The organism is Providencia sp. (assembly GCF_040396775.1).
GTDB lineage: Bacteria > Pseudomonadota > Gammaproteobacteria > Enterobacterales > Enterobacteriaceae > Providencia.
Map to the genome: position 1 here is coordinate 39,507 of NZ_JBEBNT010000018.1, position 12,688 is coordinate 52,194.

Consider the following 12,688-nt stretch of genomic DNA (forward strand, 5'->3'; position numbering starts at 1 on the left):
AAAACATTAATGGTATCAGCGATTGCCTATTTTTATTAAATAATTACGCCATCAGAATTTCTGCAAATTTAATAGTTTATGTTAGTTTTTATCGTTAATAACGCCAAGTGGCAGTCTGCTTAATAAAGCAAAAATACCACTTAGGTTTTATTGAATATCAAACACTTGGGCGTTTACGGTACAGCCACAAACCGGGTAATGAAATACCAATAGACAATGCACCAACAATGAAAGAGGCTTTTAAGAAATTCGTCACTAAAACTTCAATTAACTCAGGGCTATAACCAAACTGGGAAAGTTTCACTACCGAGATCATCGCCACATAGGCACTAATACCAGGGAACATGGGGATCACCGCCGCGACCGTAAATACTTTTGGGTGGGCTAACCACCAGCGCGACCATTGAATACCGATGATGCCAATGAGAATTGCGGCAAGGAAGCTCGCCCATTCAATTTGTAGCCCTAGTGCCATCAAAATCATTCTAGACCCATAGCCAATTGCGCCGAGCAACGCACAATATTTAAGTGCCCGCACAGGAACATTAAATACCATGGCAAAGCCAATTGCTGGGATAGCGGCTAACACCATTTTTTCAATCAATGTTAACAAAAATTCTATGCCCATTCTTTTAGATCCCAAATAGTCATCGCTAACACCACACCAATACAGGTTGCCAGTGTGAGTAAACTGGCCATTGTCCAGCGTGCTAAACCTGTATTTACGTGACCTTTAAACATGTCCGCAACAGCATTAATCAACGGGAACCCTGGTACAAGCAGCAAGACACTCGCCGCCATCGAAATGGTTTCTGTTACCGCCAAATAAGGAATTTTGAGTAATAACCCCGAAACAGAGGTTGCCACAAAAGCAGTAATGCAAAAGTTAATCAATGGGTTCATTTGATGGGAGGTTAAAACCTGCCTGATGTACATCGCACAACCACTGGCTAAGAACGTGATTAAAGCACTTTCCCAACCACCACCATTGAGTTTACTAAAGCACGCACAGGATAATGCAACCATTAGCACCATCAACCAACGTGGATAACGCAAGGGTTTTATGAAAGACAATTTCTTTTGCAACTGTTTTCTATCTAATAAATGATGTTCAACTAATATTACGGCATGTTGCACTTCTGTCACCACATGCATATTAATGCCACGGTCGATAATGCGTCGTGTTGAAGTTAAGCAGCGGCCATCAATAATGGTTGTTAACACTAAAGAGTTTGATGAAATCGCACTGTCGACTTGGCTTGCACCGAGTGCAATACCTAATCGAGTTGTTAATTGCTCTACTAACATGCTCTCTGCACCATGTTGTAGCAGTAACAAGCCACATTCGATGCAAAACCGAGTGATTTCCCGTTGCATTTCAACAGAATCTTCCTCTAATAAACGTTGTTCATTTAACGTACATCCCGCCATTGCGCCCCCAAGATTGTGACAAGCATTCAGAAATTCACTTAAACATGTTAGTCTTTACAAATATCATAGAGCCAACCATCAGCTTAAATCATGATCTCTTTCAGGTAAATCTGCGATTCAGGCCACCTGATTTAAACTTTTTTGGTAAAATTGCCACTTTATTTCATCGTTCACACGAAATGGTAGGATCAATCATTCATGAATAGTTCACTCTCAGCCAAAACCCCAAAAGGCCGACTCCGCCATCAAGCCATTATTGCGGCAGCAGCGGATGTGTTTCTTCAGTATGGTTTTGAGGGAGCAACGTTGGATATGGTGATTGAACGTGCGGGCGGGTCTCGTTCTACGCTTTATAAAAACTTTGGGGATAAAGAAGGGTTATTTGCCGCAGTTATTGCCGATATGATTGATGAAATTTTTTCAGAACCAGATGAAAAAACTCATCATTTCAATACGATTGAGTCTGTATTGGCCTTTTATGGGTCACGCTTCTTACTCAGTGTGCTTAAACCACAATCGATCAGTTTATACCGATTGATCCTCGGGGAGTACAACCGCTTCCCTGAAATCAGCCAAGCATTTTTCGAACAAGGCCCTGTAAAAAGCTATCGGTTACTCACCCAAAAATTAGTCGTGTTACCTGACGTTAATGTCGATGAGAAAACCTTATTAAGTATTTCATCACGGTTTTTGGAAATGCTCAAAGCAGATGTATTTATTACCACATTCAGTGTCGAAAACTTCAAACCCAGCGATGAATTTATCAATCAGCAAATTGCGCTTTCTGTTGATATCATCGCCAGTTATATTCGTAAAATAAGTGCTTAGCCTTTCCATCAGGCTAAAATGGATTGAGCTTGTACTTTAGCGGCATGGATATCCTTCGCCAATAACACCTCTGGGCCATACAACGCAGATAGCATCGGCGCTAAACGCTCTTTTTCCGCCCTATCACTCCCATCTGGCAATAATGTCACAATCATCCCACGGCAATGTTGCTCCATCGGTTCTTTGGCATGCTTTAACCAACGACGCACATATTTCATGCCTTCAATATCCTCTGCGGATGGTTTCTCTTTCGGCGCAATCGGTGGGTATACCAAGCTAAATTGCTCTCTTCGCGCAAGGAGTAAGTCCATTTCCTCTAACCATAAACGCGTTTCGTCCATCGAAGATGGGAATGCATTCATAATGCAAACAGGCCAATTGTTGGTATTCACCATAATTTTATTCTGCATAACAATCTCACTGAGCTTCATTAAAGTGTACCAGAGTGTACACTTTTCATTTAAGACCAGTCAATAATGATTATCATTTGTATTTTGCAAAACATGCTATTCCATAAATTATTGTGCAAGAATAATCTCAATATGACTAAAATTAATATCACTTAAAATATTAATAAAGGTTGAGTGGTGCGTTTTTTAATATGGAATGTTATCCTGATTATATTGTGACTTTTGAAAGCGAAAATATGATGAAAAAAACTCTTCCGATTGTATGTGGGTTATTTATAGCTGTTGCTGCCTTTAATGCGAATGCAGGTGCAACGTGTGATACCTACTTTAAAGAAATGAATGAACTTGTTAAACAAGCTGAAGAACAATATAAAGATGAAGCCAACGCGGGAGAGCAAATTGCGCTGATGAAGTCTCAGTTAGAAGAGGCGAAAAAAGCCTTGGCTAGCTACCCAGATGATGCTCAAGAGCAAGCTTGCAGCCAAGCACTAAAAGCGATTGAACAAGCTAAAGAAGCGGTTAAAACCAAATAAACCTATCTTCCATGCATTCAAAAAAACAGCCTGAAAATCAGGCTGTTTTTTATTTTAACGGACAACAAGTACCGATATCTTCGCATAAGAAACAATACCGGATGCATTCGAACCTAATAAGTGCGTTGAAATACTCGGATTACGAGAGCCGATCACAATTAAATCAGCATTAATAGTTTCCGCTTCTGCTAAAACTTTGTCTCTTGGGGAACCAAACTCCACCTTATAAGTGATTTTATCTGAAGGATAATCAATCTTTTCAATAATTTCTTTGAGTTGTTCTTCAGAACGCTCTACTGCTTTTTTCGCAAATGAAGACAGTAAATCATAGTGATAACTGTAGCTCATCGAAAATCTTGAAACATCGGGAACAGAGTGAAATAAGTGAATTGTTGCATTCGAAATTTTTGCCAAATAGACCGCATGCTTTAATGCATTATCTGTTAAAACATCTTCAGATATGTCCACGGGAACCAAAATTGTTTTATACATACGATGCCCCTTATTAATTGTGTTTGTCCGTTTTTCAAACCGTATTATTGTTCATTTTCACGATCTGATTATTAGGTATTGCGGGTGAATAATTATCATTAAGCCGTTAAAAGTATAGTATTGCTATCGTTAAAAAGCTGTGAAGCTCCCTGCTTTTACTACAAAAAGTTTATTCTTCTAAATGCCATTTGTGCAAAATACGATGAATAAAGGGAGTCACAAGCAACCCAATACTAATAATAAATACGCTTTGCAAAAATAAACCATAAATTGCAATAAAAAAACGACCGCCCTGTGTTATCGGTGCGGGTTCAATAGATTGCCCACTCAACATTGAGAGTGCATTTAGCATTGATTCCACAATGGAGTGCCCTTCAATAAAATAAAAACCGATAATACCAGGCAATAATCCAAGGAAAAAAACCAAAAGAGCGAGTAAATAAAAACGTATTACTCTGAGAACAAAATGCTCAATACGCAGTAATTCTTTCGAAAACTTTTCCATATAAACCTAACGGAACCTTATTATTAACTAAATTGAACAAATATAAGGTTAAACACCGTTACCTCTATAGCTTAATCAATACAAATAAAAAAGAACCTACAACATATGTAGGCTCCTTTCATATTAATTAACGAACAACAAGTACTGATGTTTCTGCGTAACGAACAATACCTGCCGCAGTTGAACCTAATAGGTGAGTGGTGATATTAGGACGGCGAGAACCAACCACTATGATATCGGCATTAATATCTTTCGCAGTATTGATGACTTCATCACGTGGTGAGCCAAAAGTAATGGTATAACTGACATCCTCATGAGGTAAGTCAATCGTATCCATCAACATTTTCATGTCTTCTTCCGCTTTTACTGTCGCACGATCTTTTATTTCCATATAACCTAACGCGTATGCATTAATGATTGCAGATGAAATAGGCAAAACATGGATTAAGTGAATTTTTGCACCTGATTGTTTTGCTAAATTAACTGCATGGCGAACCGCTTTACTGGTTAATTCGTCTTCAGTTAAATCAATAGGGACCAGAATCGTTTTATACATAACCCCTCCTAAATAAATGTTAAAATTAAGCTCTACAACAAAATTATAAACAATTACGCATAAATGTCTCTTATTCTAAAAGATAAATGAGATCTCTAGCGACAAATTCAAACACTATTCCCTTAACCATGGTGTGACCGTTAAACCCACTAGCATTCCCTCTGGGCTTAATAAACGTGTTACGGTTTGACCCCATGGTTCCATCCGGTTATTTACTAGCAATTTATAACCCTGCTTTTGGCAGGTTTGGGTCATTTTTTCAATATCAGAAACCTCAAACTCTATCCAACTTTGTGGAATAGGAATATCTGCAGGCCATTGCTCTTTGTTAAAACACGATTGTGCGGCTTGAGTTAAAGGCCAAAGTGCAAAATGTTTAACACCATCAAGATGTTCCGGCTCGCAAATCAAATATTGACTACCATTTTCTATCGGTTTTAATGGCAGCCCTAAAACACCTAAATAAAAATGCTGACTTTTTTCGAAATCAGCCACTATTGGGCCAAATCCAGCAATAAACAATACATCCGAGCTATCTTGTAAATCTAACATGATGTGACCTCAATAATGTATTTTCAGAGTCGATTAAATATACCGAGCAGAACACCCCAATTTTTAATGTTCGCCATTTTGTTTGATTCAGCCATTTTGTAACTGTAACAACATAGATTCAACCATTCGTTGGGCAATAATGCCCTGCTCTGCACTAATGAGCGGTTGTGTCTGGTTTGCTACTGAGTCGATGAAATGACGTACAACGCCATCAAAGCCACGTTGCACTAAAATGGAATCCCAATTACCTGGCTGTTTCTCACTGATCCCTGCGGCGGTTTCGCAACGCCAATGATCCATATTAGTGATTTGGTGCAGCTCATCCTCAGCAACAGCAATAATTTGTTCTTGTTGGCTGCCCGCTTTACGGTGCATTGAGGTTGTTAGCCAGCAATTACCTGCCTGTAGATGATGTTCCGCATAAAATAATTCACCACTATTGGTTTGTTGGATATTTCCACTTCTCAAAACAGCCTCGAAGCCCCCGAGCCAAAGTACAGTATCAACTACATGTAAATAATCATCATACAATGTGTAAGCCGCATCTTTAGGCCCAACACTATAGGTGCGGTGTTTATCCATACGAATAGAAGAAAAGCATTGTGTATTTTGTTTTAACGCTGAATAGAAAGGGGAAAATCGGCGATTAAAACCAACCATTAAGGTTCTTTGCTGTTGATGTGCTAATTCAATCAATTGCTCAGATTGCGCAATCTGTTCAGTCAATGGTTTATCTACATATACATGAACATTGGCCTGTAATAAGCGTTGTATCACCTCAAAATGGCTCGCCGTCGCACTGTGAACAAAGATAGCATCACATTGAGCGGCAAGTGCATCAATGTTGTTGAATAAGGGGAATCGATAACTATCGCAAATGATTTTTGCTTTTGCTTGATTTGGCGAGAATGCACCAACGAATTGCCAATTCTCTTCTTTGGTTAAAATAGGCAAATAGGCTTTTTGCGCAATTCCTCCTAGACCTATAACTCCAATCTTTAATTTACCCATCTTAATTTCGCTCTTAAGTGATTTATCTAGACGGGAATAATCTCATTATTATGATTTTTTTTAAAAATTTTTTTGTCGAAAAACTCAAAAATGTAGCAATTAAAAACACAACACATTGTTTTATTTGAAATAAAAGGCAATTCAGCCACTAAAAAACCCGTAGTAGCAATACAAAAAAAGGGGTTGATTTATTAAATGAGAATGGTTATCTTTTACCTCGTGAATACTTGAGTAAATCACTCAGGTTTGTCACAAACGACATTGCTCACATTGCTTCCAGTTTAGCAGGCCAACTTAGTTGTTGGCCTTTTTTTTATTTATTTTTCAGCATGTTGTCATTTTTTACGTATTGCGCTACTAAAGCTCCATGACTTTAAGTGGCCGACATAAACTAAGCGTTGAGTTGGCATAAATGTCGGCACATCATCTGTGTGCATATGCAATATATCCGCAGGGGTTATCCAAGATGAATTTCCCTCAAATAACGGAATACCTGCATATTTATAAGCATCTAAGACGAACTGCGAACAAAAAAAGCCATTCGCTTGGTCAATATCATCCCCTAATTGAACAGTTGCTAATGTACGAAGGCAAAAATTCCGCACTGTTTCACCTATTAAAGGTAATTCACATATCCGTTTTGTGATCATCCACGGGGCTATCATAACGATGCCTTTATAGTTATATTTATTTCCATTATTACGTACTGAAAATTCACGTAGCTTATCCGCATGAAGCGAGGTTAACCCAGCCTGCCTTAATACCACCATATTATTCGAATCTTTAACCGCTTGCTGCAATGTAATGATCCTCACACCACTACCAACAGACTCAGCGACTTCCCCAAGGCCTAAATAGATAGAGGCATGGCTTACGCCACTGATACTAAACAAACGAATTCCCCAAGAATTCAAGCCCGTCGCAGATGACAACAGAATATCGCCAGGTAACATATCAGATACTGCTAACGGTTCTACCGTATCTTTAATCGGTACAGTATTTGCGTGTTGAATACTAAATTTTAAACGATTGGTTTCTTCATCAGATTTGAGTTGAGTTGAGCACCCTGAAAGGAAAAAACAAAATACAAACCAAAACAAAAATTGAGACTTCATTCTAAAGCATCCAATATTCTATTCTACATTTTTAGTTGAATACTAATGTTATCGTTTAAAATTATTTATGACTATCACTTATTTTTGAAGAAACTAAAATTGAATGTCGCGATCACAAAATTTGATCAAAATATCTTGAGGAAGGATAAAGAGGATGGAAATATAATTTACAGTTCTCAGTCATATTTAACCCTCTAGAAAACTCTAGAGGGTCACATACACTCAGTTAACTCACAACATATTCAGGGTAAAACACAGTTACTGAATGGTATGTTTTCTTTTCTGTCGCTTTATTTTTTTGAACAGCGACAGTTTTATTATCTTGTGAACCTATTGATACACGAATATTTTTTTTAGAACGACTTTGCTTGTAAGGCATTCCTAATAAACGACGTGCACTGTTATTACTAACCATTATCGACTCCTTATACTAGTCAATTTAAATTCATTAGCTTCATGAATATCAAAAATATAGTCTTCGTTGACCACAAGGGCATTTTTTTGTTTTACATCAAACATAAAACAAAATATAACCTAACCAGTATAGCAGTAATTTAATGTTATTTAATGTAATTAAACTTATTAATTTCAATGTGAAATGAAATAATATAATTACATTCTTAGTCAGTAATTTCGCTTGGTAAATGCTATTTGAGATTTACCTACTCAGTATTGGTTATTAATACCTATTGAAGGCCCAATCATCTTAAAAGGTGCCGAATAAAAGATTGTATAGCAGCAGTATTAAAAATACGCACTAACTGTCATTAGTACGCATTTAATTACTCTAGTGGAGATGCGGGGCTAGAACACTTTTCATTCCAAATTTGATTAACTTGTTCTGGTAATAGAATTTCATGACCACCTTCAACAAAAGGGATAGAAATATCCATTCGTGATTCATCATCATGGGTGTATGCTTTTACGATAAAACGCTTATATCCGTCAGGCTTGTCATTTTTGTAACGGAATACCTCTCCACAAACATAACCTACCTTACCATCATCCGCAGTATAACGAGAAAAATGGTATTCAATATTTTTAAATTTTGCAGCTTGTGGATATGCAAGAACATCATTTACATTTTTTTTAACTTGCTCAACCAAACTTAGTTGTGTTGGCTTCATGTACAATGCACCGAGTAAAAATGCAGCGCCAAAAATAAGTATCGCGATGATCACTTTAAAAAAATTCATTTTATTGTCGCCATTAATTGTAGGTATAACGTATATTCATTTATGATAATAGCTGTATATCGCTTAAAATCCATCATTAAAGCGTAAATATTATTTACTTTACTAGTTAAATATATAACTTTGCCTCTATGAGCTTCAATAACCATACATTTATTAATGTTAAATCCACAAATAAATACAAACTAACTTAAATATTCAAATAAAACCAACCGATAACTTACATCTTTACAACCTCATTTTTAACGCTTTTATACTCTTATCTTGTGCTTATATAAGCGTTATCAGTATAGTGAGCCCTACAACTAAATCATTTACTCGGAGTCTTCAAATGAAAACAATCGGTTTAATTGGTGGCATGAGTTGGGAATCCACATTACTTTATTACCAACAAATAAACGAATCCATCAAGCAAAGTTTAGGCGGCCTACATTCAGCTAAAATTGTGCTTTATAGTGTTGATTTTGCTGAAATTGAACATTATCAAGCTCATGGCCAGTGGGATCTCGCTGCTCAATGTTTAGCAGATGCAGGAAAACGATTAAAACTTGCCGGTGCAGACTTTCTCATCCTATGTACCAATACAATGCATAAGGTCGCTAATGAGATTGAAACTCATGCACAGCTCCCATTACTACATATCGCCGATGCCACTGGTGAGCGTATTATTCAAGCTGGATTAAAAAAAATTGGCTTATTAGGTACGGCATTTACCATGGAACAATCTTTTTATAAAAATAGATTAGTAGAACAATATGGATTAGATGTGCTGACACCAAATAGTGATGATAGAAAAATTATCCATGACATTATTTATAATGAATTGTGCCTAGGAAAAGTCCACAATTCATCCCAGAAAGAATACCAACGAATTATGGCATCCCTTGTTGAACAAGGTGCTGAAGGTATCATTTTAGGATGTACTGAAATCACACTACTGGTTGGTTCGAAAGATACAAGCGTAAAAATTTTTGATACCACCGCGATTCATGCAGAAAAAGCAGTCGAAATTGCGTTATCGATTTAATATAAAAATGTGAAGATACTATCTTTAAATAAAAAAAATCAAGATAGTATCTGCTATTACTCAATATTTTCATAAACCCAGCCAAATATCCAAGTTTAATTTTAGAATAAAAAACTATATTTATATATTTTAGCTTTATTAAATGATTTAAATCAAAATCGTTTAATGACTAATTCATGTTTTTTATTATTCATAAAGGTTTATCCATCGATTATCAAATTTTTTTCTCTATTTGATTTACAGATTTATTCCTATTGAATATTCATTTTTATTCATGATAATCGAAGAAAATTTAACTTTAGAAAAATCACTATGACAAATAAAAAATCAGGTAATATAGCTTTAGGGTATTTCATTAAGAAAAAACGCTTAGAATGCCAAATATCATCTCAAGAAATGGCGAAGAAAATTTCCATTTCTGAAACCACTTATCTAAAGTATGAAGATGGCTCATTATCAATATTCATTGACCATCTTGTTATGTTTTCTAAAATATTTAACATAGATTTAAACTTATTATTTAACATTTACCTAAATTCAGAAAGGTAAAACTAAATTACGCTAATTACAACGCAACATTCGCGTCAAAAATGCTCTTTTTATGACGTTACTAATATTGTTCTCGACAATATTCATGAGATTATTAATATAAGACTATCCATGACTATCAAGAGGCAATTTATGTTGTTTTCAAAAGCAGAAAAACATCCCTTCTAATAACGTTATTTTTTTATTATTAGAAGGGAAAAACAATGAGTTATATTCGATTTAACGTTGAAACGTGGCAACGAAAAGAACACTACCATGTTTATAATGAACACGTGAACTATGGGTTCAGCCTAACAGTCAAGGTTGACATAACATCGTTAGGTAATTTTATATCATTACGTGACTATCGCTTTTATCCTACGATGATTTACTTACTTTCTTCATTGGTGAATAGGCACGATGAATTTAAATTATCGAAAAAAGATGATGAGCTTATTTTATGGGAAAAAGTACACCCTAGTTTCACTATTTTTCATAATCAAACAGAAACCTTCTCATCTTTGTGGTGCGAGTATTCTGATAACATTCAGACTTTTATGAAAAATTACCATCATCAGTTAGCATTACATAAAGATGATGTAAAACTAGCCCCTCAACCAGTGCAAGCAGAAAATATTTTTTATATTTCTTCATTGCCTTGGGTGTCTTTTGAAAGTTTTAATTTGAATATTGCCAATATCACTAGTAATTTCACACCTATTTTTACGATGGGAAAATTCTATCGTGAAGGCGATAAAATACTATTGCCCCTTTCGATTCAAGTCCATCATGCGGTTTGCGATGGGTTTCATGTAGGCCGATTCGTCAATGAATTACAGACGTTATGCAATGAATTAGCGGGTTAATTAAACCATTTTAGTACCGTTATTTCATTATATAAGCAAGTAAGGGAAGCTATAGCTTCCCTTTTTAGATAGCATCATTTTATCTACAGCTAGTTGAACAAAAGCCAACTAATGTAAAATAAATCCCCGACCGCCCCGCTCTGGAATGCATAATCGATTGGGGTTACAACCATTTTTATTGTATTTGCGAGTGTTAGTGCAATAAGATCTACAGGGTTCGTTGCTGGCATATTTCCTCCTCTTTATTTTAGCCTAAATGCTAACCCCTATTTATTCAATCAGATAAACATGATATATAACCCTTGAGCTAAATGATTTTCGTATGTTCAAGGTGTCTTTTTACTAACAAGTATCACTCCTCCCCTCGATTCTGTTATTATGAGCCTCTTTTCACAGATTTTTGCTAATAGCGATTTATAAACGAATAATAAAAACATTAATTAAACTTTATAAAACCATTATCTATCAGCAACATAAATGACAACCCGCAATAGAATCTTATAGAATGACAACCAATAAAGAGCAGTACAACTTAAATAAATTGCAAAAACGAATTCGCCGTGATGTTGGGCAAGCTATTGCTGACTTCAATATGATTGAAGATGGCGACCGCATTATGGTCTGCTTATCCGGTGGGAAGGACAGCTATACTTTACTTTCCATTTTGCAAAGCTTACAAAAAAGCGCACCAATCCAGTTTTCGTTAATCGCCGTTAACCTTGACCAAAAACAACCTGGTTTTCCTGAACACATTCTACCTGCTTATCTCGATAATCTAGGTGTTGAATATAAAATCGTTGAAGAAAATACCTACGGTATTGTGAAAGAAAAAATACCTGAAGGAAAAACAACTTGTTCTTTATGCTCACGCTTGCGTCGAGGCATTCTTTACCGGACAGCAACAGAATTAGGCGCAACAAAAATCGCGTTAGGGCATCATCGTGATGATATTTTGCAAACCATGTTCTTAAATATGTTTTATGGTGGCAAATTAAAAGGCATGCCGCCAAAACTGATGAGTGATGATGGAAAGCATATCGTTATTCGCCCACTTGCATATTGCCGTGAAAAAGATATTGAACGTTTTGCGCAAGCGAAAGAATTCCCAATTATTCCTTGTAACCTGTGCGGTTCACAGCCAAATTTACAGCGCCAAGTGATTAAAGAAATGTTACGTGATTGGGATAAACGTTATCCAGGCCGCATTGAAACCATGTTCCGTGCTACACAAAATGTTGTCCCTTCTCACTTATGTGACACTGAACTTTTTGATTTCAAAAATATTTCTCATGGTGATGACGTCATTGATGGTGGTGATTTAGCTTTTGATAGAGAAGAGATGCCAACACAATCCTTCATTGATGAAGATGATGCTCCCGATTTTACTGCGCAGCGCTTAGATATTGTCGAAGTGAAATAAACGTTTAAATAACCTCCTGACTGGAGGTTATTTTTTGCTATCAGATTTTAAGCAAAAAAAAGCCGATGTAAATTACATCGGCATTACAGTGGTCAATTATTCTGTATAAGAACTCAATATGAGAAAAACTACAATTATGGAGCACAACGTTCATCGCTCAACGTTGCATTCACCTGCGGGAGTAATAGTGCCCTAAAACTCCATTAGTTTTATTGATTTAT

The 12,688-nt window shown here is 36.2% G+C and carries 17 protein-coding genes; 6 read left to right on the forward strand and 11 right to left on the reverse strand.

Translation table 11 applies throughout. The features are described 5' to 3' along the window. Nucleotides 1-157: 157 nt before the first annotated feature. Together ABWP91_RS16265 and ABWP91_RS16270 are read right to left on the reverse strand one after the other, a co-directional pair. Nucleotides 158-628, reverse strand: a complete 471-nt coding sequence (locus ABWP91_RS16265) for a threonine/serine exporter (protein ID WP_353244129.1) — start codon at nucleotides 626-628, stop codon at nucleotides 158-160. Continuing rightward, nucleotides 619-1,431, reverse strand: a complete 813-nt coding sequence (locus ABWP91_RS16270) for a threonine/serine exporter family protein (RefSeq protein WP_353244130.1) — start codon at nucleotides 1,429-1,431, stop codon at nucleotides 619-621. Before ABWP91_RS16270 ends, ABWP91_RS16265 begins: the two co-directional genes overlap by 10 nt. Before the next feature lie 198 nt (nucleotides 1,432-1,629). Here ABWP91_RS16270 and ABWP91_RS16275 point away from each other — a divergent pair, with 198 nt between their 5' ends. Then, nucleotides 1,630-2,259: a TetR/AcrR family transcriptional regulator gene (locus ABWP91_RS16275; RefSeq protein ID WP_353244131.1), complete on the forward strand. Its 630-nt coding sequence runs from the start codon at nucleotides 1,630-1,632 to the stop codon at nucleotides 2,257-2,259. Nucleotides 2,260-2,267: 8 nt separating this feature from the next. Here the strand turns inward: ABWP91_RS16275 and ABWP91_RS16280 are convergent, their stop codons facing one another. After that, nucleotides 2,268-2,669 carry a hypothetical protein gene (locus ABWP91_RS16280; protein ID WP_353244132.1) on the reverse strand — a complete coding sequence of 134 codons (402 nt, stop codon included), beginning with the start codon at nucleotides 2,667-2,669 and terminating at the stop codon, nucleotides 2,268-2,270. Nucleotides 2,670-2,908: 239 nt separating this feature from the next. On the opposite strand from ABWP91_RS16280, the gene ABWP91_RS16285 reads away from it, so the two are divergent. Further along, nucleotides 2,909-3,202 (forward strand): DUF5339 family protein, encoded by a 294-nt coding sequence (locus ABWP91_RS16285; RefSeq protein ID WP_353244175.1) that lies wholly within the window; start codon nucleotides 2,909-2,911, stop codon nucleotides 3,200-3,202. Nucleotides 3,203-3,256: 54 nt separating this feature from the next. On the opposite strand, the gene ABWP91_RS16290 is transcribed toward ABWP91_RS16285, so the two are convergent. From ABWP91_RS16290 to ABWP91_RS16325, 8 genes are all read right to left on the reverse strand, one after another. Beyond that, nucleotides 3,257-3,694: a universal stress protein gene (locus tag ABWP91_RS16290; protein WP_353244133.1), complete on the reverse strand. Its 438-nt coding sequence runs from the start codon at nucleotides 3,692-3,694 to the stop codon at nucleotides 3,257-3,259. 169 nt (nucleotides 3,695-3,863) lie between these two features. Further along, nucleotides 3,864-4,199, reverse strand: coding sequence for a hypothetical protein (locus ABWP91_RS16295; protein ID WP_353244134.1), 336 nt, complete (start codon nucleotides 4,197-4,199; stop codon nucleotides 3,864-3,866). A gap of 127 nt (nucleotides 4,200-4,326) precedes the next feature. Next, nucleotides 4,327-4,755, reverse strand: coding sequence for a universal stress protein (locus ABWP91_RS16300; protein ID WP_273804234.1), 429 nt, complete (start codon nucleotides 4,753-4,755; stop codon nucleotides 4,327-4,329). Nucleotides 4,756-4,869: 114 nt separating this feature from the next. Further along, a complete protein-coding gene (locus tag ABWP91_RS16305; RefSeq protein WP_353244135.1) occupies nucleotides 4,870-5,307 on the reverse strand; it encodes a VOC family protein in 438 nt (145 codons plus the stop codon). A gap of 87 nt (nucleotides 5,308-5,394) precedes the next feature. Then, on the reverse strand, nucleotides 5,395-6,318 hold the full coding sequence (locus ABWP91_RS16310) for a Gfo/Idh/MocA family protein (protein WP_353244136.1): 924 nt from the start codon (nucleotides 6,316-6,318) through the stop codon (nucleotides 5,395-5,397). A gap of 335 nt (nucleotides 6,319-6,653) precedes the next feature. Further along, nucleotides 6,654-7,433, reverse strand: coding sequence for a YaeF family permuted papain-like enzyme (locus ABWP91_RS16315; protein ID WP_353244137.1), 780 nt, complete (start codon nucleotides 7,431-7,433; stop codon nucleotides 6,654-6,656). Nucleotides 7,434-7,659: 226 nt separating this feature from the next. Further along, nucleotides 7,660-7,848 (reverse strand): stationary-phase-induced ribosome-associated protein, encoded by a 189-nt coding sequence (sra, locus tag ABWP91_RS16320; protein WP_353244138.1) that lies wholly within the window; start codon nucleotides 7,846-7,848, stop codon nucleotides 7,660-7,662. A 367-nt stretch (nucleotides 7,849-8,215) separates the two neighbouring features. After that, a complete protein-coding gene (locus ABWP91_RS16325; RefSeq protein WP_353244139.1) occupies nucleotides 8,216-8,629 on the reverse strand; it encodes a hypothetical protein in 414 nt (137 codons plus the stop codon). Nucleotides 8,630-8,957: 328 nt separating this feature from the next. On the opposite strand from ABWP91_RS16325, the gene ABWP91_RS16330 reads away from it, so the two are divergent. The 4 genes from ABWP91_RS16330 (at nucleotide 8,958) to ttcA (ending at nucleotide 12,467) form a co-directional block, all read left to right on the forward strand. After that, nucleotides 8,958-9,653: an aspartate/glutamate racemase family protein gene (locus ABWP91_RS16330; protein WP_353244140.1), complete on the forward strand. Its 696-nt coding sequence runs from the start codon at nucleotides 8,958-8,960 to the stop codon at nucleotides 9,651-9,653. Between the two features lie 312 nt (nucleotides 9,654-9,965). Next, nucleotides 9,966-10,202, forward strand: coding sequence for a helix-turn-helix domain-containing protein (locus ABWP91_RS16335; protein WP_353244141.1), 237 nt, complete (start codon nucleotides 9,966-9,968; stop codon nucleotides 10,200-10,202). A gap of 203 nt (nucleotides 10,203-10,405) precedes the next feature. Beyond that, nucleotides 10,406-11,047: a type A chloramphenicol O-acetyltransferase gene (gene catA / locus ABWP91_RS16340; protein WP_353244142.1), complete on the forward strand. Its 642-nt coding sequence runs from the start codon at nucleotides 10,406-10,408 to the stop codon at nucleotides 11,045-11,047. A 505-nt stretch (nucleotides 11,048-11,552) separates the two neighbouring features. Next, complete coding sequence (gene ttcA / locus ABWP91_RS16345; RefSeq protein WP_353244143.1) at nucleotides 11,553-12,467, forward strand: tRNA 2-thiocytidine(32) synthetase TtcA; 915 nt, start codon at nucleotides 11,553-11,555, stop codon at nucleotides 12,465-12,467. Nucleotides 12,468-12,688 lie beyond the last annotated feature (221 nt).

Bases quoted from the DNA above. Each gene is read 5' to 3' on its own strand.
- ttcA (WP_353244143.1), top strand. From the start codon at position 11,553: ATGACAACCAATAAAGAGCAGTACAACTTAAATAAATTGCAAAAACGA.
- ABWP91_RS16265 (WP_353244129.1), bottom strand. From the start codon at position 628: ATGGGCATAGAATTTTTGTTAACATTGATTGAAAAAATGGTGTTAGCC.
- ABWP91_RS16275 (WP_353244131.1), top strand. From the start codon at position 1,630: ATGAATAGTTCACTCTCAGCCAAAACCCCAAAAGGCCGACTCCGCCAT.
- catA (WP_353244142.1), top strand. From the start codon at position 10,406: ATGAGTTATATTCGATTTAACGTTGAAACGTGGCAACGAAAAGAACAC.
- ABWP91_RS16295 (WP_353244134.1), bottom strand. From the start codon at position 4,199: ATGGAAAAGTTTTCGAAAGAATTACTGCGTATTGAGCATTTTGTTCTC.
- sra (WP_353244138.1), bottom strand. From the start codon at position 7,848: ATGGTTAGTAATAACAGTGCACGTCGTTTATTAGGAATGCCTTACAAG.
- ABWP91_RS16315 (WP_353244137.1), bottom strand. From the start codon at position 7,433: ATGAAGTCTCAATTTTTGTTTTGGTTTGTATTTTGTTTTTTCCTTTCA.
- ABWP91_RS16330 (WP_353244140.1), top strand. From the start codon at position 8,958: ATGAAAACAATCGGTTTAATTGGTGGCATGAGTTGGGAATCCACATTA.
- ABWP91_RS16300 (WP_273804234.1), bottom strand. From the start codon at position 4,755: ATGTATAAAACGATTCTGGTCCCTATTGATTTAACTGAAGACGAATTA.
- ABWP91_RS16285 (WP_353244175.1), top strand. From the start codon at position 2,909: ATGAAAAAAACTCTTCCGATTGTATGTGGGTTATTTATAGCTGTTGCT.
- ABWP91_RS16270 (WP_353244130.1), bottom strand. From the start codon at position 1,431: ATGGCGGGATGTACGTTAAATGAACAACGTTTATTAGAGGAAGATTCT.
- ABWP91_RS16305 (WP_353244135.1), bottom strand. From the start codon at position 5,307: ATGTTAGATTTACAAGATAGCTCGGATGTATTGTTTATTGCTGGATTT.
- ABWP91_RS16310 (WP_353244136.1), bottom strand. From the start codon at position 6,318: ATGGGTAAATTAAAGATTGGAGTTATAGGTCTAGGAGGAATTGCGCAA.
- ABWP91_RS16290 (WP_353244133.1), bottom strand. From the start codon at position 3,694: ATGTATAAAACAATTTTGGTTCCCGTGGACATATCTGAAGATGTTTTA.
- ABWP91_RS16335 (WP_353244141.1), top strand. From the start codon at position 9,966: ATGACAAATAAAAAATCAGGTAATATAGCTTTAGGGTATTTCATTAAG.
- ABWP91_RS16280 (WP_353244132.1), bottom strand. From the start codon at position 2,669: ATGCAGAATAAAATTATGGTGAATACCAACAATTGGCCTGTTTGCATT.
- ABWP91_RS16325 (WP_353244139.1), bottom strand. From the start codon at position 8,629: ATGAATTTTTTTAAAGTGATCATCGCGATACTTATTTTTGGCGCTGCA.